General features: G+C 69.2%; 13 protein-coding genes and 3 pseudogenes. 7 read left to right on the top strand and 9 right to left on the bottom strand.

Annotation, left to right across the window (positions count from 1 at the left end; translation table 11 throughout):
• Positions 1–24: 24 nt before the first annotated feature.
• On the bottom strand, positions 25–1,050 hold the full coding sequence (locus ACFYYT_RS28495) for a CorA family divalent cation transporter (RefSeq protein WP_351821993.1): 1,026 nt from the start codon (positions 1,048–1,050) through the stop codon (positions 25–27).
• 1,205 nt (positions 1,051–2,255) lie between these two features.
• Between ACFYYT_RS28495 and ACFYYT_RS28500 the strand changes: the two genes are divergently transcribed.
• Positions 2,256–3,266, top strand: a complete 1,011-nt coding sequence (locus ACFYYT_RS28500; protein WP_351821990.1) for a phosphotransferase — start codon at positions 2,256–2,258, stop codon at positions 3,264–3,266.
• Positions 3,267–3,317: 51 nt separating this feature from the next.
• On the opposite strand, the gene ACFYYT_RS28505 is transcribed toward ACFYYT_RS28500, so the two are convergent.
• The 3 genes and pseudogenes from ACFYYT_RS28505 to ACFYYT_RS28515 all read right to left on the bottom strand — a co-directional run.
• Positions 3,318–3,944 carry a transposase gene (locus ACFYYT_RS28505; protein WP_351822062.1) on the bottom strand — a complete coding sequence of 209 codons (627 nt, stop codon included), beginning with the start codon at positions 3,942–3,944 and terminating at the stop codon, positions 3,318–3,320.
• A gap of 39 nt (positions 3,945–3,983) precedes the next feature.
• A pseudogene (locus tag ACFYYT_RS28510) lies at positions 3,984–4,226 on the bottom strand (hypothetical protein); the annotation flags it as partial.
• Positions 4,195–4,923, bottom strand: a pseudogene (locus ACFYYT_RS28515) (ISL3 family transposase); the annotation flags it as partial. The pseudogenes ACFYYT_RS28515 and ACFYYT_RS28510, both read right to left, overlap by 32 nt.
• 236 nt (positions 4,924–5,159) lie before the next feature.
• Here ACFYYT_RS28515 and ACFYYT_RS28520 point away from each other — a divergent pair.
• Positions 5,160–5,891 (top strand): SMI1/KNR4 family protein, encoded by a 732-nt coding sequence (locus ACFYYT_RS28520; protein ID WP_351821987.1) that lies wholly within the window; start codon positions 5,160–5,162, stop codon positions 5,889–5,891.
• A 621-nt stretch (positions 5,892–6,512) separates the two neighbouring features.
• Here the strand turns inward: ACFYYT_RS28520 and ACFYYT_RS28525 are convergent.
• From ACFYYT_RS28525 to ACFYYT_RS28540, 4 genes and pseudogenes are all read right to left on the bottom strand, one after another.
• The gene (locus ACFYYT_RS28525) at positions 6,513–6,833 is read right to left on the bottom strand and encodes an erythromycin esterase family protein (protein ID WP_388609714.1); all 321 of its coding nucleotides are present in this window, start codon (positions 6,831–6,833) and stop codon (positions 6,513–6,515) included.
• A gap of 374 nt (positions 6,834–7,207) precedes the next feature.
• On the bottom strand, positions 7,208–8,626 hold the full coding sequence (locus ACFYYT_RS28530) for an MFS transporter (protein ID WP_351821984.1): 1,419 nt from the start codon (positions 8,624–8,626) through the stop codon (positions 7,208–7,210).
• Positions 8,619–10,460, bottom strand: a complete 1,842-nt coding sequence (locus ACFYYT_RS28535) for a glycoside hydrolase family 15 protein (RefSeq protein ID WP_351821981.1) — start codon at positions 10,458–10,460, stop codon at positions 8,619–8,621. The genes ACFYYT_RS28530 and ACFYYT_RS28535 overlap by 8 nt, the downstream gene beginning before the upstream one ends.
• Positions 10,461–10,816: 356 nt before the next feature.
• Positions 10,817–11,446, bottom strand: a pseudogene (locus ACFYYT_RS28540) (site-specific integrase); the annotation flags it as partial.
• A gap of 603 nt (positions 11,447–12,049) precedes the next feature.
• Here ACFYYT_RS28540 and ACFYYT_RS28545 point away from each other — a divergent pair.
• The 3 genes from ACFYYT_RS28545 to ACFYYT_RS28555 all read left to right on the top strand — a co-directional run bounded on the left by ACFYYT_RS28545 (position 12,050) and on the right by ACFYYT_RS28555 (position 14,049).
• Positions 12,050–12,289 (top strand): hypothetical protein, encoded by a 240-nt coding sequence (locus ACFYYT_RS28545; RefSeq protein ID WP_351821976.1) that lies wholly within the window; start codon positions 12,050–12,052, stop codon positions 12,287–12,289.
• Positions 12,290–12,501: 212 nt separating this feature from the next.
• On the top strand, positions 12,502–13,410 hold the full coding sequence (locus tag ACFYYT_RS28550) for a hypothetical protein (RefSeq protein ID WP_351821973.1): 909 nt from the start codon (positions 12,502–12,504) through the stop codon (positions 13,408–13,410).
• A 291-nt stretch (positions 13,411–13,701) separates the two neighbouring features.
• A complete protein-coding gene (locus ACFYYT_RS28555; RefSeq protein ID WP_351821970.1) occupies positions 13,702–14,049 on the top strand; it encodes a hypothetical protein in 348 nt (115 codons plus the stop codon).
• A 227-nt stretch (positions 14,050–14,276) separates the two neighbouring features.
• Here ACFYYT_RS28555 and ACFYYT_RS28560 read toward each other — a convergent pair whose 3' ends face one another.
• A complete protein-coding gene (locus ACFYYT_RS28560) occupies positions 14,277–15,236 on the bottom strand; it encodes a helix-turn-helix transcriptional regulator (RefSeq protein ID WP_351821967.1) in 960 nt (319 codons plus the stop codon).
• Positions 15,237–15,494: 258 nt separating this feature from the next.
• On the opposite strand from ACFYYT_RS28560, the gene ACFYYT_RS28565 reads away from it, so the two are divergent.
• Both ACFYYT_RS28565 and ACFYYT_RS28570 read left to right on the top strand, forming a co-directional pair.
• Complete coding sequence (locus tag ACFYYT_RS28565; RefSeq protein WP_351821964.1) at positions 15,495–16,340, top strand: SDR family oxidoreductase; 846 nt, start codon at positions 15,495–15,497, stop codon at positions 16,338–16,340.
• Between the two features lie 68 nt (positions 16,341–16,408).
• Positions 16,409–16,855, top strand: a complete 447-nt coding sequence (locus ACFYYT_RS28570; RefSeq protein ID WP_351821961.1) for a nitroreductase family deazaflavin-dependent oxidoreductase — start codon at positions 16,409–16,411, stop codon at positions 16,853–16,855.
• Positions 16,856–16,872: the final 17 nt, after the last annotated feature.

Below are 16,872 nucleotides of genomic sequence, written 5' to 3' on the forward strand. Positions count from 1 at the left end.
GTCTGATCGCGTGGCCAATCGAGTTCAGGATCGGTCCGATCGTTCGCCGCGGCCGCCGGCGGCGACATCGCGGGGCCCGCCGTCCCGGAGCTGGCGCCAGTGCGTCCGGTACAGCACGACGTACATGGCAACGAACAGAGCGCACAGTTGCATGCCGATGCCCAGCCACAGGAAGGTCTTCTCGCTCGACAAGTGGTTGCTGAGATAGCTGAAGTTCATTCCGAAGAAGCCGGTCAGGAATGACAGCGGCAAGAAGATGACGGAGGCGATCGCGAGTTTGTTGATCACAAGGTTCTGCTGGTCGGCGACGAGGGAGGCGTAGGTGTCGGCGGCCCGTCTGGTTTCATCTCGCAGGGAGTTGATCTCCATCACCACCAGTTGCACGGTGCTCTCGTGCGTATGGTTCAGCACTCGCCGCTCCTCCGAGATACCGGGGTTGGCCATCCTGCGATGAGTGAGAAACTCCTGCGCGACTGCGGCGTAGGGAAGGAACGCACGGTGCAGCTGGGCGGCGCGCCGTCGCAGGTGGGCCAGCTGATGGACGTACTGCGACGCCCGCCCCTCGAACATCGCCTCCTCAACCTCCCCTACGTCCAGGAGCGCATCGGCGGTGGCCCTGCGAAAGGCCTCCAACACACCGTGCAGAAAGAGGAAGGCCGCCGTCGTTCCGTCGGAGGGCATGTCCTCCGGCAACCGTCCGATGAAGTTTTCGATCAGTCTCACCGGCCCGTGGTGGATGGTGACGAGGTGCCGTTCGCTGGCGAAGACGTGGATGTGCTTGATGTGGCTGCCGTCGACCACCGGCACAACACATCCGACAACTCCTGCGTGGTACACGGCCCGTACGGGTTCATACGGTCTGCCGAGCCAATCCCACGTTTTGTCATCCAGTCCCAGCAGGCGGGCGAGTGGTTGTTCGTCAGACGGGGGGTCTTCTCCTTCGTCGATGTCCACGACCACGAAGTCGGAGGTCGCTAGACGCTCCCTGACCTCGGACAACGCTGTCCGAGCGACGATACCCTCCGGCATCGACACCACCGATACGATCATTGCCCCTCACCTAAGACGACAGCGCTACCCGCAAGGCGGGCCACCATGGCTTCCCGTTCACTGCTCGGCTGAGTTCCGCGGGCAACGCAATGCGACCCAGCCCGTGCGCCCCCTGCAAGCCCACCGGCCGCACGCTACCGCTCGATGCCGCGTAGACGACGGTCTTGGCGGCCAGGCTCGCGGACACACGGGCGAATCACCCAATCCCCCCACCTCCAGCCGGTTGGGGCGCCGCAGCAGGCTCCATCTCCCTGATGTGTCACGGTCACCCCCAAGGAGTCCCATGACCTCCCCCAGCCACCCAACCCGTACGTCTGAGCTCCGCCGCGTGCGTTCCTGATCACCCGGGCCGGTTCGCCAGGGCCACCGTGCTCATCGGGGACGGCATCTCGTCCCCACCCGCCGCCACACCGTGGCCGCACCGTCGAAGAGCCATCACTTTGACGCTCACCCAGTTCGCCGGGGCTTGGTGCCGACCTCGTGGTGTGCGGGTCGGGTGTGGGACTCGCCGATGGCGAGGACGCGTCCGACGTCGTAGCGGTTGGCGCGTCGCCGGTCGGGCACACCAGCTCGCGCACCGAGACCCACCCGCCCCCAGCCCCACCCGCCGGCTCGGCTCCAGGACGGGCGGGGCAGCGTCCAGGGAGGAGATCTCCCGGCGCCCCGCCCGGCCGGTGAGCGTGAGCGCGTAAGAGAGCGGCACCCGGACGCCGTCGTGGTTCGTGCCACGCAGTTCGACCAGGACCCGCACCCGGGTCCCGTCCCCGGTCTCGCCCTCGATGGCGACCTGGTCGACGGCCAGCCCCGTGTAGGGCGGTGGTGCGCAGCTTGCCCCGGTCGTCGGTGAAGGTGTAGCTGAATTCGCCGGTCGCGGCGAAGGCAGAGCCGGGAACGGCCAGGGTGGCTTCGCAGGCGATGGCGAAGACCGTTTGATGCCGAGTTCCAGCAGCGGATGTTGATCTTGCCGGGTGGAAATATCCCTCAGTTCTGGGTTCCGGCAAAGATCTTGGGGAGCGGTCGCGGAGCGTCACCCCAGCGTTCGATTGTGCGGGAGTCCAAGTCTGTCTTCATGCAGCAAGGTTGGGCTCTCACCTTCCATGTGAGCAGGCATCGCCTAAGATCGCTCGCCTGTGCGGTGGCAGACCCACGCGGCAGCGTTCTGCTCCGAGCGGGGGTCATATAGCCGATACTGGGGGAGGCAGGCCATGGACGCGGTACGCAGGGTTGTCACACGGGATCATCTGGCAGGCGTCGCACGCGCGGCCCTGGGCACCGAGCATCGCCTTGTGAACATCGCGCGGCTCCGAGGTGGAAGCAAGAAGGGCGTGTACCGCCTCACCCTCGACAATGACTCCACCGCCATCGTCTACATCTGGGACGACGCCGAGAACTACTGGCCCACCACGTCGGCCGACCAGGCCGACAACCATGCTGACCCGTTCTCGCCCGCCTCCGGCATCGAGCTCTTCGAAGCCGCCCACCGGCACCTGGACACCCTGGGGATCCGCACCCCCCGAATCCGTCTGGCCGACCGAAGCAGGAGCCACTATCCGGCAGACGTGGCGGTGGTCGAGGACGTGCCAGGCGAGAACCTGGAGACACTGCTCCGCCAGGACCCGCACAGCGTGGAAACGACCATGGCTCGACTCGCCAAGACACTCGATTCGATGCAACGACACCAAGGCCCACACTTCGGGAAAGTCGCCCTGATCGATAAAGGCGGCACTTCCGAGGGCAGCTCATGCGAGCAAACCGTCCTAGAACGCGCGCTCGATGACCTCTCCGAAGCCGCTTCACGCGACCCGCGGATCACACGCTCCCGCGACCACTTGGAGGACGCAGTCCGGGCACTGGCCGCCGCCGTGCGCCCACGCTCGCAACTCGGGCTCGTCCACGGGGAACTCGGTCCGGACCACGTGCTGGTGGATCCGGACGGGCAGCCGGTCCTCATCGACATCGAAGGGCTGATGTTCTTCGACGTCGAGTGGGAGCATGCGTTCCTACGACTGCGCTTCGGTGAGCACTACCAGTCGTTGGACCGTAGCGATCTCGACGAACAGCGCCTGACGTTCTACACGCTGGCGATGCGCCTGTCTCTCGTTGCGGGGCCACTGCGGCTCCTCGACGGCGACTTCCCCGACCGCGACTTCATGATGGGCATCGCTGAGCACAACCTCGAAGAGGCGCTCGCTTTCCTGCCTTCAGACAACCGTTGAACACCTTGGAATGGATGGTCTAGGCAAAAGATCTTGAGGAATTGCGGAGTGTTACTGGAGGAGGATCATCTTGCGGAGTAGTTCGAATCCGGCTCGGCCGTAGAGCTGCCTCTTGATCTTCTTGATCCGGTTGACGGCGCCCTCGATGCTGCCGGAGCTCCAGTCGAGAGTGAGCCCCGCTGTCACGGCGTCGAGGTCTCGGAGCAGGTGGAGTGCGAAGCCGGTGAGGCCCGGTAGCTGGCTGGCGTCGACTGCGTCGATCCAGGTGGGGAGTGTGGAGCCGAGGCGGTTGGTGAGTATCTCGCCGAAGTCGCGGACATGTGCGGCGGCCTTGTCCAGCTCGGGGCAGCGGGCCAGGACCTCCTTCAGGCCGGCTCGGTCTTCCTCGTTCAGCGTCGTGGGGTGCCGGGTGATCCAGCCGGTCACCTGCCGCACTGTCGGCGGCCGCACCGGCGTGCCGGTCGGAGCCCCGCGGAGGGTGGCGATGTGGGCGCGGACCATCTGGTAGGTGACGGGCGCGTTGTCGGCTACGAGTTCACTGTGGAGGTGGGTGACGCTGGTGAATCCGGCGGCGAACCGGCGCTCCAGGTAGGGCTTATAGGGGTCCAGTCTGCTGGGCCGGGGGCGGTTCTCGCGGAAGGTGTCCTGCCAGCGTGCGGCGTTCGCGTACCGGAGCACGGTGTTGAGACCCCAGCCCAGGTGCCGGGCGATCGCCCGGCGTGAGTGTCCCTGGGCCAGCAATTCGTGGACCAAGGCGTGTGCTGCCTTCTTCCGGTCGGCCCGCCGGCCCGACGGGATCCGAGTCGCCCTGCGGCCGACCGCCAGCCAGTGGCGTGGTCTCCGGCAGCGTGCCGCTGGGCGATGGGTTACGCAGGCAGTCGCGGTGGGCGGCGACGCAGGTCTCCACGGCCCGGCCGAGGCCCTGCCACAGATGGAACCGGTCAGCGACCTGCAGAGCATCGGGGGCACCGCGCCGGGCACCCTCGGCGTAGGCGCCCGCCCGGTCCCGGCAGATGATCTCCACGCCAGAGTGGCGGATCAGCCAGGCGGCCAGTGGCCCGGCCTCGCGGGTCGGGAGGACATCGACCACACGATGGTCCTCGACACTGGTCAAGACCGCGGAGTAGGTCTGGCCGCGACGGATCGCGAAGTCGTCCACGCCCAGCACCCGCGGAGTGCTGAACTGCGGATCGGGCAAGGCCATGACCCTGCGTAACAAGGTCATCCGTCCCGCTCCAAACCCCAGCTGGGCCGCCAGCCGGGCTCCGGCCCGCCCGGCCAGCGCCAGCGCCACTCGCTCCAGGGCGTGGTTGAGCCGAGTGGTGAACCGCGCGTGCGGAGCGGCCAGCTGGGAGAACGGCTCGGCGAACGTCCGGCGCGGACAGTCCGCGGCTCCGCAGATGAAGCGCCGAACCGTCAGCAGGATGACAAAGCCCTGCTCAGCGAGCGGGAGGTCCTTCAGCCTGCGCAGGTATCGGTCGTGGACTCGGTCAGAGAAGCAGCCGCAGTCCGGACATGCGGAGCTGGCCGCGCGGCCTCTCGCCACCACCTCGACTCTGCCGAACGCGGCCGTCACCGCATCGACATCCACCTCGTCGATCCCGTCGAACACCAGCGAGTCCCAAAACGGTACATCGGTCTGCATGACCAGCACCATCACCGTTCACAGCCGACCACAGCAGCGGCCGGCAAGCACCTGAGGGAGCGTCACTTCCGACGATCAGACGACAAGGCGTACGCGGTCTCACGCGAACCGTCCTCTCGCAATCGAACATCGAGGTGACGCTCCGCGACAGCTCCCCAAGATCTGTGCCAGAACCCAGTTCTGAGAGCACCAGCATCGGCGTGTCGACCGCTCGGTGCAGGTGCCAGGGGGGCCGATATCATTCTGGCATGACACGTGAGTTCGATATGGTGCGGTCGCTCACCGCGGGTGTTGAAGGCCGCGGGGGTGCATGGGAGTTCATCCGTGGGTTCGTTGCGAACTGGTCGGAGGCTCTCGGTGATGACGACGGCTGGGGCGAGGCGGATCTCGTGGCCGCGGAGGAGAGGCTCGGTATCCGGCTGCCGTTGGCGCTTCGAGAGGCGTATCTGCTGTTCGGCCGCCGTCGGGACCTGACCAGCAACCACGACGTCCTGCTCAGCCCGCCCGAGCTGTATGTGGATGAGGCCAAGGAAGCGCTGGTCTTCCGGCACGAGAACCAGGGGGCCGCTTCCTGGGGGATCCTTCTCGACGAACTGGTAGACGAAGACCCTGCCGTCTTCATCAGGGCGGACTTGGCCGACAAGGCCGCCGAACGCTGGGATAGCTGGCTGGAGCGGCTGTCCCTTTGCTTCGTTGAGATCGTGCTGTCGGAATCCGTGCAGTCCGAGGGCGAGCTCTGCGACTTCCTGTGCGACTTCGACGACGACGCAATGGAGGTGCTGGAGCAGAACTGCGCTCGACTGCCTTTCCCGGCCTATCCGATGGGCGAGGAGGAGCACAGCATCCGTTGGTTCCTCGGCCGTGACGTGCTTCTGCGTGACGACGACGGCATGGCTCTCTTGGCCCGTGGCCGCACCGAAGCAGCCCTCAACGAAATACGCGACCTGCTCCCGGGCGATTGGCTGAACGACGCCCGGTAGATCATGTTCCTTCGGCGAACCTCAGCAGGGCTTCCGTATTGCCGCTAAAGGGGGTCCACCATGCCCAGCGCGCGCGACGTGGAACGCCTGCTGACGGGGGAGCGCTGACCCGGGTGAAATTCCGGCTAAAGGTTGTTGCAGAAGGATCGCCTACGGGAATTTCTCCTGTGCGGGTGGGGTGTTGCGGGCTGAGCCGGTGTGGGTGGAGACGTTCACGGGCTTGCGGATCGACCGATTCGCGAAGCTGGTGAAAGCGGTGAAGGGGCGGGGCGGCTACGGTCCGGGCGGTGGCTGGCCGTGGTGTCTGCCGCTGGCCGCCTGCCTCGGCCTCGGCGAATGCCACCGGCCTGGGCCGGGTGAGACCCAGAGAAGCAATGACGCCTGCTTGCCCCGGTCGGTACAGCTATCCAGTGGAGCCAGCACGTCGACAGCGGCCTCAGCTGGTCGCTCCTTGCGATTCTCACGGCCACGGCCTGCCACCCCAGCGCCCGCCTGTTCGAGGGCGGACGTCAAACGACAAGCGAAGTACCTGTTCCCGAGGCTCACATGACAAGGGTCGAGGGGCGGTCGACTGGGCCGCTCCCGCCGACCTTTCTTGATGTTGCTCTGGCAAGAGGTTGTTTATGGGGCCGGGAGAGGCCGGGAGTCGGACGAGACCGCGATGTAGGCCAGCCCGTCGTATTCATCGCCCAAGGAGTTCGGGCTCAGCTTGAAGCGGTAGGTCCAGCGCGGCACCATGGCGCCGAAGCTTCGTATGCCGTGCCGGCCGTTGAGCCATGCCTGTACGGCCGTCGGCGCGTCGGCTGCGCTGCGCAGGTCCACTAAGTGGTTGCCGGGGTTGGCAGTAGCCAGCTGGACCTCTACAACGCCGACGCGGGCAGGGCCGACCCGGTTCGTGACGACGGCGCCGGCTCGGGGAAGGGACCACGGACCGGGCCACATCCGACGGGCGCGGAAGGAACCGCTGCCGAACAGCAGGCCAAGTGCGCGCGCGGACGGGTTTGACGTCCGTGACGAGGACGTGCCCCGACTCTCTCACCCTTCGTGCGGCATCACATCAACGTGCTGGGCCGATACTCGCTCTCCCTGCCGGACCTGCCGGGCCCTGCCCGGCGGCCTGCGGCCATTGCGTGCTCCGGGCATCGGCGACGAGGAGTGACAAGCGCCAGCGGCCCTACTCGGCCGGGTAGGCCGGGAACCGACGTCCAGCGTAGGACGTACACCGGCCGACCGGCGTCACCGGAGACCGGACCGAGGTATGCCCGGCCGGCCGGTAGGGAGACCGATCCGCAGTCTCGAGGCAGGCGACCTCTGCCTCATTCGGCGTTGGCTTGTCGGCCGGTGGGGGTGGGGGTGTGTGGCGGGCGGCGCGGGAGAAGCGCGGCGGCGGTGAGGCCGATGAGTCCGACGACTGCGAGGGTGATCATGGCGGCGGCGTAGGCGTGGCTGGTGAGGCCGGCGACCAGGATGGTGCCGGCGATGGCGGTGCCGAGTGAGGAGCCGAGGTTGGAGACGCTGCGGGAGAGGCCGGAGATCTCGCCCTGCTGGTCCTCGGCGAAGCTCGACTGGACGATGTTGACCGAGGGGGTGAGCATCACGCCGAGTCCGAGGCCGATGAGGAGGAGTCCGGGCGTGAAGGCCCAGGGGCTGGGGGAACCGCCCACCACGACGACCAGGACGATGATGCCGGCGGTGGTGGCGGCGAATCCTGTGAGGATGAGGGTGCGCTGGGCGTGGCGCTTGGCGAGGCGTTCGGCTGCGAGGGAGGACACGAGGATCCCGAGGGTGGCCGCGGTGAAGATCACGCCGGTCTGGATCGCGTCGTAGCCGCGGACGACCTGCAGGTAGGAGGCCACGGAGAAGGACACTCCCATCAGGAGCAGCCACTGGGTGTTCTGGGTGACGAGGCCGAGGTTGGAGGTGCGGACGTGGAACAGCCTGGTGGAGAGCAGTGGTTCCTTGCCTGCGCTTTCTCTGGCTCGGACCCAGCGGAAGAAGGCGAACAGGAAGAGCGCGCCGAGGGCGAGGAGGGCGAGCATCAGCCAGGCGTTGTCGTCGGCGGCGAGGATGCCGGTGACGACCAGGATGAGGCCGACGGCGGACAGGACGGTGCCGACGGTGTCGAAGGGGCGGGTCGGGTCCGGCGGGAGGGGGTCCTCGATGCGGCGGCTGAGGACGATGATCACGACGATCACGAGGGCCTGGAAGGCGAAAGCGGCGCGCCAGCTGAGTGCCGAGGTGATGAGTCCGCCGATCAGCGGGCCGGCCGCGGCGCCGATGCCGCCGAGCGCCATGATGATTCCGAATGCCCGGGCGCGTGAGGTCGTGTCGGTGAAGAGCAGCGTGGTGAGGATGTAGACGGGTGGGATGAGCAGGGCCGTGCCGACGCCTTCGAGGATGGAGTTGCCCAGGATGAGGACGCCCAGGCCCGGTGCGGCGGCGCTGAGCAGCGCGCCGACGCCGTAGATGACGAGGCCGGCGAGCAGGCAGCGTTTGCGGCCGTAGCGGTCGGTCAGTTTGCCGCCGGGGATCATCAGGGCGGCCATCACCAGCAGGAAGACCGTGATGGCAACCTGGACGCCCTGCACGGTGGTGTCGAGGTCCTCGCTGATGTCGTTGATCATCACGTTCATGTTGGAGCCGGCGAAGCTGCAGATGAACTGGGCGAGGGCAAGGGGGGCGATGACCCGCCGCAGGGCGGCAGGTGTGTTCGGGGCCGGGGCGGGGTCAGCCATCGGTGCCGCCGCGTTCCGCCCGGTCGAGCTGCTCGTCGAGGGCGATGGCCGCAGCCACCAGAGCGAGGTGCGTGAACGCCTGGGGGAAGTTGCCGATCTGTTCGCCGGACGGACCGATCTCCTCGGCGAACAGGCCGACGTGGTTGGCGTAGGTCAGCATTTTATCGAAGGCGTAGCGGGCCTGGTGGAGGCGGCCCGAGCGGGCCAGCGCCTCGACGTAGAGGAAGCTGCAGAGGTTGAAGGTGCCCTCGGAGCCACGCAGTCCGTCCGGGGACGCCTCGGGGTCGTACCGGTAGACGAGGCTGTCGCTGACGAGCTCCTGCTCCATGGCGTCCAGGGTGCTGAGCCAGGCCGGGTCCGTGGGAGAGAGGAATCCGACGCGGGGCATCAGCAGCAGGGAGGCGTCCAGGACGTCCGTGGCGTAGTGCTGGACGAAGGCCTGCCGCTGCTCGTTCCAGCCGCGTTCGACGATCTGCCGGAACACGGTGTCGCGCACCTGCGCCCAGCGGGCGGTGTCGGCGGGCCGGGAGTGGAGGGTCGCGAGTCTGATGCCGCGGTCGAAGGCGACCCAGGTCATGAGGCGGCTGTAGGTGAATTCCTGCTGGCCGCCACGGGTCTCCCAGATGCCCTCATCGGGCCGGTCCCAGTGGTCGGCGAGCCAGTCCAGCACGTCGGCGAAGGTCTTCCAGCCCCGGATTCCTCCCATCTCGCCGGCCTGGGCCAGGGCGTCGGCGGCCTCGCCGTAGATGTCGAGCTGGATCTGGTCGGCGGCCGCGTTGCCCGCCCGTACGGGGGCCGAGCCCTCGTAGCCCTCCAGGTGGTCCAGGACTTCCTCGGTCAGGTGGGGGTCCCCGTCGATGCGGTACATGATCTGGAGGGGCTCGCCCGAGGCGGTGCCGCCGGCCTCCAGGCGATCGCGCAGCCACCGGCGGAAGGCTGCGGCCTCGTCGGTGAACCCGAGGTCGGACAGCGCCCTGACGGCCAGGGAGGAGTCACGGACCCACGTGTAGCGGTAGTCCCAGTTGCGCTCGCCGCCGATCTGCTCGGGCAGTCCCATGGTCGCGGCTGCGATCGGAGCGCCGGAGGGAGCGTAGGTGAGCAGCTTGAGGGTGATCGCGGAGCGGTTGACGATGTCGCGCCACCGGCCGCGGTAGGTGGAGGAGCGCAACCACCCGTGCCAGAACGTCCGGCATGCCTCCAGCTCCGCCCGGATGTCCTCGGGGACCAGCTCCGCCGGGGCGGCGGAGCCGCTCGCATCGGAGGTCAGGACCACGGCGGCGGTCTGCCCGGCGGTGAGGGTGCAGCGGGCGGTGAGGTCGTCGTCATCGGGATGGAGTACGAAGGGGCTGGTGACCTGCAGGTGCAGGTCGGTGCCGGGGCCGTGGAAGACCACGGCCGCCTCCCCGGTCCGCTCCAGGGTGTGCGCGGCACGGCCGTAGTCGAACCGTGGTCGGCAGGTCAGGCGGAAGTCCAAGCTGCCCCGCACCACCCTGACCACCCTCACCAGCCGGTGGCAGTCCGTCGGGGTCCCTGTGGTCAGGGGGGTCATGAAGTCGGCGACCTCACCGACGCCGCCCGGCGCCATGAACCGCGTGACCAAGACGGCGGTGTCGGAGAGGTAGAGCTGGCGGACCACCGGCTCCTGCCCGCCTGGGAGGTGCGCGGCCAGCCGGCAGTAACCCCCGCGTTCGCTGTCGAGCAGCGAGGCGAACATGCTGGGCGAATCGAAGCGGGGCGTGCACCACCAGTCGATCGTCCCGTCAGAGGACACCAACGCGGCCGTCTGAAGGTCACCGACCATCCCGTGATCGGCGATCCCCGGGTAGGCGCTCATAAGAATCTCCCCTCGTCGTTGGAGCCGCTATGACGTCCGACGCCCGGACAGGGAACGTCAGGGTGCGCCCGCGGGGAACGTCCAGCCCGAGAGACCCGGACTCGCGCCCCGACACGGGCCTGCCGGTTCGGCCGGCCGATGACACAGACAAACGAGATGCGACTTCGACAGTGCCTGCACCAAGGCCCTCAGGCGCATTCTGCCGTCAGATTTCCGGCACATTGGGATGACGCGCGGCAGCCGCACGGGGTGACTCTGCTGGCGCCCAGGTCAGTGGTTGCGGGGCAATGGGGGGCGTACATGGTCATGGCCATCGTCACGAGGCCCACGGGGCGCCGAGCCCTGCCGCCGACGGATCAGCGCCGAGCGTCTGCCGGGCGAGCAGGCTGGTCAGCTCGGCGATGGCCTCCGGGGAGGGCTTGAAGTACCGGCGGACATTTTCCGGCTTCTTGTGTCGGGACAGGGAGGAGTGCCGGTACCCGTGCAGATCCCAGCCAGTGCCCGGCCCACGTACGGCGGTGTGCTCGTCCAGCAGTGCGCGGGCCTGCCCGTACGACAGCCGGGCTAAGCCGGAATCAGGGCATACGTCGCGCGGGCTGACGACCTTCCCCGGTCCGGGGCGGCATCCGGGCGGTACCGGCGTCCCGGTGGACGGCCTCCAGCACGAAGTCCTCGCGGACCTGGCCGCGGCGGCGGGACTTCGACTTTGCCCCCTTCGCCTTGACCGGGCAGCGGCGGCCGGCGAAGTCCAAGTCCTCGATGTTCACGCCAAGGATCTCCTCCGCGCGGCTGGCGGTCTCGTAGAGCATCCGCCACAGCGTCTTCTCCCGCAGGTGCACCTCGAGGCGGGCGACCAGCCTGTCGATGGCCATGCGCGAGCGGGCGGGGGTCTCGGAGTCCGGCACCGCGAGCCGCTGCGCCCAGACCGGGACGGCGGGGCCGTCGTAGCCGCGGTCCCGGCACCAACCGAGCCGCGGCAGCACCGCCTGAGCGTCGCGGAGAGCTCAGTACCCCGCCGCCGGCCTTTGAGCGGACCCCGGTCCGTCGGGACGTCCCGACGCGGAGTCCACCACCATCCCCGGTTTCTCGCGCGCGCCGGCCCGGGGTTGGGCTCGGCTGTGGAAGCCGACAGCTGGGGGAGTCGAGTTGCCGGTCCGTGGTTTCGGGCCTGTGCCGGGCGCGTCCAACCGGGCCCGCCCGGCGGGCGGGTGGCGGGAGGTTGTTGTGGATGGTCGGGAGTCGTGGACGACGGAGGAGTTCGGCAGCTCGCATGAGGGCTGGCTCGGTGTGCTGCTGGAGGACGGGAGCGTGCCGGGGCCGGTGTACTTCGACGTCGGCTCGGGCTCGGCGGGCCGGTCGGTGTCGCAGTGGTCCGTCTACGACGGCCGCTCCCCGCGCATCCCCCGGGCCGCCGCTTTGCGCGCGGTGTGCTCCTGCGGCTGGAGCGGCCCGGAGCATCCTCTGGACTGGGCGCTGATCGGCGATGAGGGCCTTCAGGAAGGCGGGACGGGCAGGCGGACGCCTGCGACCGGGACTGGGACGGCCACACCGCCCAGGTCGAGGCCAGCGCCATCCCCCTCCCGGAGTCGGTGACCGTACTCCTGGAGCGGCTGGTGGAGGAGATCGACCGGCTGACGAAGACGTCCCCGGTGGCCGCGGTGCGCGCGACCCGCCGGCTGGAGGCCACCGCGGAGCGGGTCGGGTACTGGGCGGCCCGTGGCGCCCGCGCTGATGCGACGCCAGCTCAGGCGGCGGCCGCGCTCGGCGTGGACGAACGGGCCGCGATCCGGCTGCTGGCCCGGCTCGGCCGGTGGAGCCCCTACATGTGAAATCCCGGGCGACGGCACGGTCGGCGCGCCGCGGGCCCCTCTCCGGCGCGGGCGGTGGACTTCCCCAGGAGCATGACGGGGGACGGCTGCGGGGTTGCTGCCCGCGGCGGCAGGATGAACCGCGTGGAAGAACTCCCGCATCCTCGCGACACCGCACACCGCCGGGCCCCGGCCGGGACCCGGCGCCGGGCGGGGCATGGGTGGTGCGGACGGTGACGGTGGGCAGCGTGCCCGTCGCCGACCCGGTCACCGGCCGGGTGCGCGTTGTCGCGGAACGGTGCGGTACGTGCGACTTCCGGCCGGGCCGTCACGGCAGCCTGGCGCCCGGCCAGCTCGCCCGGCTGGTCGCCGGGTGCCTGTCCAGCGAAGGACACCTCGTCTGTCACGAGACCGGAGAGGACCGGGGCATGCTCGGGGCGGTGTGCGCGGGCTTCGCCGCGCATCCGGACGCGCACCGCTCTCTGGCCCTGCGCGTCGCCGCCGCCGGCGCCCGCCTCCTCCAACACCCGTCCCCGGCGTCCGACAGCCCCGCCCCCGAACGGTCCGGCGAGGAACCCGCCGAGCTGACCCAGCTCTCCCCGCCCGCCACCGGACCCCACACCGTCCGCCCCGGCGGACACGCCCGCCCCCGCGCCCGGCGGGGCGGGCGCCGACGCCCCACACCGATCATCACCACGGACCCGGGCGCCGAGCAGTACCTCGCCTTCGGCTACGTCACCCAGCTGTGCACCACGATCCTGCGCTCGCACGAGATCGACACCCTCACCGCGTTCGCCGCCGACTACGACGAAGCCGGCGCCCGCACCTTCGGCTGCCTCCTCTACAGCCTCGACAAACGCGAATCCGCCCTCTACTGGTGGCGCTTCGCCGCCGGAGCCGGCGACCCCCTGGCCGCGCATCTCCTCGCCGCGCACCACGCCGCGATCGGCCCCACCACCGAAGCCAGGGCCTGGCGGGCCATCTCCCAGATGCTCGCCTTCACCCCCGAGCGCCACGTCCCCGAGCCCGTCCGCCACCGCACGGAACTCGCCGAAAGCTTCGCCCGCGAGATCCCCCTGCGCGACGAGATGCGCGTCTTCATGCGCTACCCGCATCTGCCCGGCGCCCTCGTGGCCCAGTAGCCCAGCCCAGCCCGTACAGCACTTCGCGCCGGCCGGCCAACGAGCCGACCGGCGCGTGAAAGGCATGCCCACCATGAACAACATCATCGAAAACGTCATCGCCGGTGTCCTCGTCGCCGCCATCATCTGGCTCACCACACGCCTGTGGACCCACTGGCACCGCAAAGAGAGCGGCGACTGACGCCCCCCGCGCCACACATACCGGGCCCCGGGTGTGCAGTGGCGTTTCACCGGCGAACCGGGCGCCCCGGGCGGGTGAAGCCGCCACCGGGAGGCTGTTGCTGACGGTGTGTGGGCCGGTACAACCGACCGCGTGATGATCATGATGCGGGCGGCCGTTGCGGCCGCCGCCCTTGCCCTGTCCCTGCCCGGCCCCAGGCCACCAACCCGCACCTGCTCATCACCTCCCAGACCTACCGGCACCCAGCCTCTCCTCCGATCAGCTACCTCGCGATCCGGACCGCGTTCGACCAGATCGGACTGCTGCCACGGCAGGTATGGGCCGACCGCATCCTGGACGAAGCCCGCGAGACCGCCGATCCGGTCCACCTTGTCCGTCTCTTCGGCATCCACCCCAGCATCGCCGTGAAGTACGTCCACGCCGCGCACCCCGACAAGGCCCTGCCCCGGATCCACTGACCGGGCGCCACTGCGCAGAAACCCACGGGATGCGGGCCGAGACCCCACCTGCCACGGTCAGTGGATGAGGGCTGGGCTCATTCTCTGGATGTGGAGCTGCATCCGGTGGGCGGCGTGGGTGAGGGGAAGGGTGGAGCGGGGCTCGGGGCGGTTTCCTCGGTCGGCGGTTGTGGGTGGGGCCGTCTGCGGGTTCGTGGGCGGGCATGGCGGCTCGCGTGGCTCGTCGTTCAGTCGGGTGTCTCGGCCGAGTCGGCGGGCTCGGAGTCGTTGGCCGGTTCGTACTGGCCGATGTCGTCGTTGGTCGCGGCCCAGCTGGCCAGCAGGTTCAGGGCGTCCTGCGAGGGTGAGGCGGGCTCTGGGGTGTAGGTGAGGAGGAACTGGCTGGGGCCGTCGCCGACGGGGAAGGTCTCGAAGGGCAGGTCGAGGTCGCCCACGACCGGGTGGTGCAGGAGCTTCACGCCGGTGGTGTGTATCCGGACGTTGTGTGCCGCCCAGCGGCGACGGAACTCCTCGCTGCGGGTGGACAGCTCCCCGATCAGGTCCGTCAGCCGCCGGTCGTAGAGATCGCGGCCGGCTTCGGCGCGCAGCATCGCGACCGTGTCGCCTGCGACCTGGTCCCAGTGGCGGAAGAACGCGGTGGCGCTCGGGTCGAGGAAGACGAACCTGGCGTTGTTGGGCGGCCGTGCCGGGTCGGCATAGACGGGGGAGAACAGGGCGCGGCCGAGGAGGTTGGCGGCCAGGATGTCCCCGCGTCCGCTGAGGACGAAGGCGGGTGTGCCGGTCATCGAGTCGAGGACGCGCTGCACGGTGGGCCGCACGCGCTGCTGGGCGGGCCGGCGTCGTGGTGGACGGGTGGTGCCTGCGCCGCGCAGGAGGTCGAGCAGGTGGATGCGTTCGGCCTCGTCGAGCTGGAGTGCTTGCGCGATGCCATCGATGACGCCTTCCGAGACGCCGGTGGCGTTGCCGCGCTCCAGCCGGGTGTAGTACTCGCTGGAGATGCCCGCGAGCAAGGCGACCTCCTCGCGGCGCAGTCCGGTGACGCGTCGACGCTCTCCGCCGTAGAGGGGCAGTCCGGCCTGCTCGGGGGTGACCCTGGCCCGTCGCGTGCCCAGGAATTCTCGGATCTGTGCCCGGAAATCGTCACGGATGTCGCGATTAGTGTCGAGAGGGTCGTTTCTTCCTGCCATGTGCTCCACTTTACGAGTGCTTCCTCAGGCCTGGGGGTCCCTGTCGGTACCCCTCTCAGCAGGGACTCCCACGTTGCCGGGGCGACTGGTTTTGTTGGTGGTGCACCGCCCACGGCGGTGTGAACGGCCCGGATACGGCGGCGCTCGTGCCGCCGATCTCCAGCCCCTCTGTGGGGCCGTCGGCGCTGCCGGGCTGCTGCCCGCATCACCACCGCACACACCGGGTGCCGGATCACGGCATCTGAAAGGAAGCCCCTCATGAGCAAGGTCATCGTCGTTACCGGTGCCGGACGCGGTCTGGGCACGGACATCGCCCGCGAGGCCCTGGTCGCCGGGCACCGGGTCGTCGCCACCGGCCGCCGCCCTGAGGAGGTCGAGAAGACCCTGGGCGGGCCGCAGGACAACCTGCTGGTCACCAGGCTGGATGTGACCAGCCTGGACGATGCTCAGGCCGCCGCGCAGGCCGCCGTCGACCGCTTCGGCCGCATCGACGTACTGATCAACAACGCCGGGAACCTGTTCACCGGCTACTTCGAGGAGATCTCGCCCGCGCAGATGCGCCAGCAGTTCGAGACCAACCTCTTCGGCCCGATGAACGTGACCCGCGCCGTCCTGCCGATCATGCGAAAGCAGCGCGCCGGCCACGTCATCACCATCACCTCGACCGCTGGCCTGGTCGGCATGGAATTCACCTCCGCCTACGCCGCCTCCAAGTTCGCCGAAGAGGGCTGGATGGAGTCCCTGCGCTACGACGTCGAGCCGTACAACATCCACACCACCGTTGTGGAGCCCGGCTACTTCCGCACCGAACTCCTCGTGGACGGCTCCACCATCTGGCCCGAGCTGTCCATCGACGACTACGCCCCGCGTACCGCCCCCAGGATCGCGGGCATGAAGAGCATGAACGGCCAGCAGCCGGGCGACCCCGCCAAGCTCGCCCGCGCCCTGCTCACCATCGCCGACCAGGACAAACCCCTGCAGCGCTTCGTCGCCGGCGCGGACGCCATCGAGGCCGCCCAGGATAAGGCCCGCGAACTCCTCGCCCAGGCCGGGGCCTCCCGCGAGCTCGGCGGCAACCTGGCCCACGACGACGCCCACGCCTGAGCGAAACCCCCGCACCCGGGCCCAGGCGCAGCCGCCGCCGAGTGCATCTTCGACACCTTGGAGACACCATGCCACTCACAGGCGAGTACGAGCCGAACCCGGTGCAGTTTGTAGCCGACCAGGTGGAGTTGTACGAAAGCTCCGGCGGTACGCAGGGAACGACTCTCCAGGACCGGCCGGTGGTCATCCTGACCACCTTGGGCGCGAAGAGCGGCAAGATCCGTAAGTCCCCGGTCATGCGGGTGGAGCACGACGGCTCCTACGCCGTGGTCGCCTCCGCGGCCGGAGCCCCCAAGCACCCGGTCTGGTACCGCAACGTGGTGGCCGACCCCCGGGTGGAGCTTCAGGACGGCCCGGTGCGCCAGGACATGCTGGCACGTGAGGTGACCGGGGACGAGAAGGCCTTGTGGTGGGCGCGAGCCGTCGAGGCGTTCCCGGGCTACGCCGAGTACCAGAAGCAGACGGACCGTCAGATCCCGGTCGTCGTTCTGGAACCGGCCACCCAGGAGCACTGACACGGCACAGCCGGTCC

It is taken from the genome of Streptomyces sp. NPDC002032, assembly GCF_042890765.1.
GTDB lineage: Bacteria > Actinomycetota > Actinomycetes > Streptomycetales > Streptomycetaceae > Streptomyces.

What these genes read in the sequence shown, in the direction of transcription:
- ACFYYT_RS28495 (WP_351821993.1), bottom strand. Translation starts at nt 1,050, where the DNA reads ATGATCGTATCGGTGGTGTCGATGCCGGAGGGTATCGTCGCTCGGACA.
- ACFYYT_RS28570 (WP_351821961.1), top strand. Translation starts at nt 16,409, where the DNA reads ATGCCACTCACAGGCGAGTACGAGCCGAACCCGGTGCAGTTTGTAGCC.
- ACFYYT_RS28560 (WP_351821967.1), bottom strand. Translation starts at nt 15,236, where the DNA reads ATGGCAGGAAGAAACGACCCTCTCGACACTAATCGCGACATCCGTGAC.
- ACFYYT_RS28520 (WP_351821987.1), top strand. Translation starts at nt 5,160, where the DNA reads ATGACACGTGAGTTCGATATGGTGCGGTCGCTCACCGCGGGTGTTGAA.
- ACFYYT_RS28565 (WP_351821964.1), top strand. Translation starts at nt 15,495, where the DNA reads ATGAGCAAGGTCATCGTCGTTACCGGTGCCGGACGCGGTCTGGGCACG.
- ACFYYT_RS28500 (WP_351821990.1), top strand. Translation starts at nt 2,256, where the DNA reads ATGGACGCGGTACGCAGGGTTGTCACACGGGATCATCTGGCAGGCGTC.
- ACFYYT_RS28535 (WP_351821981.1), bottom strand. Translation starts at nt 10,460, where the DNA reads ATGAGCGCCTACCCGGGGATCGCCGATCACGGGATGGTCGGTGACCTT.
- ACFYYT_RS28525 (WP_388609714.1), bottom strand. Translation starts at nt 6,833, where the DNA reads ATGTGGCCCGGTCCGTGGTCCCTTCCCCGAGCCGGCGCCGTCGTCACG.
- ACFYYT_RS28530 (WP_351821984.1), bottom strand. Translation starts at nt 8,626, where the DNA reads ATGGCTGACCCCGCCCCGGCCCCGAACACACCTGCCGCCCTGCGGCGG.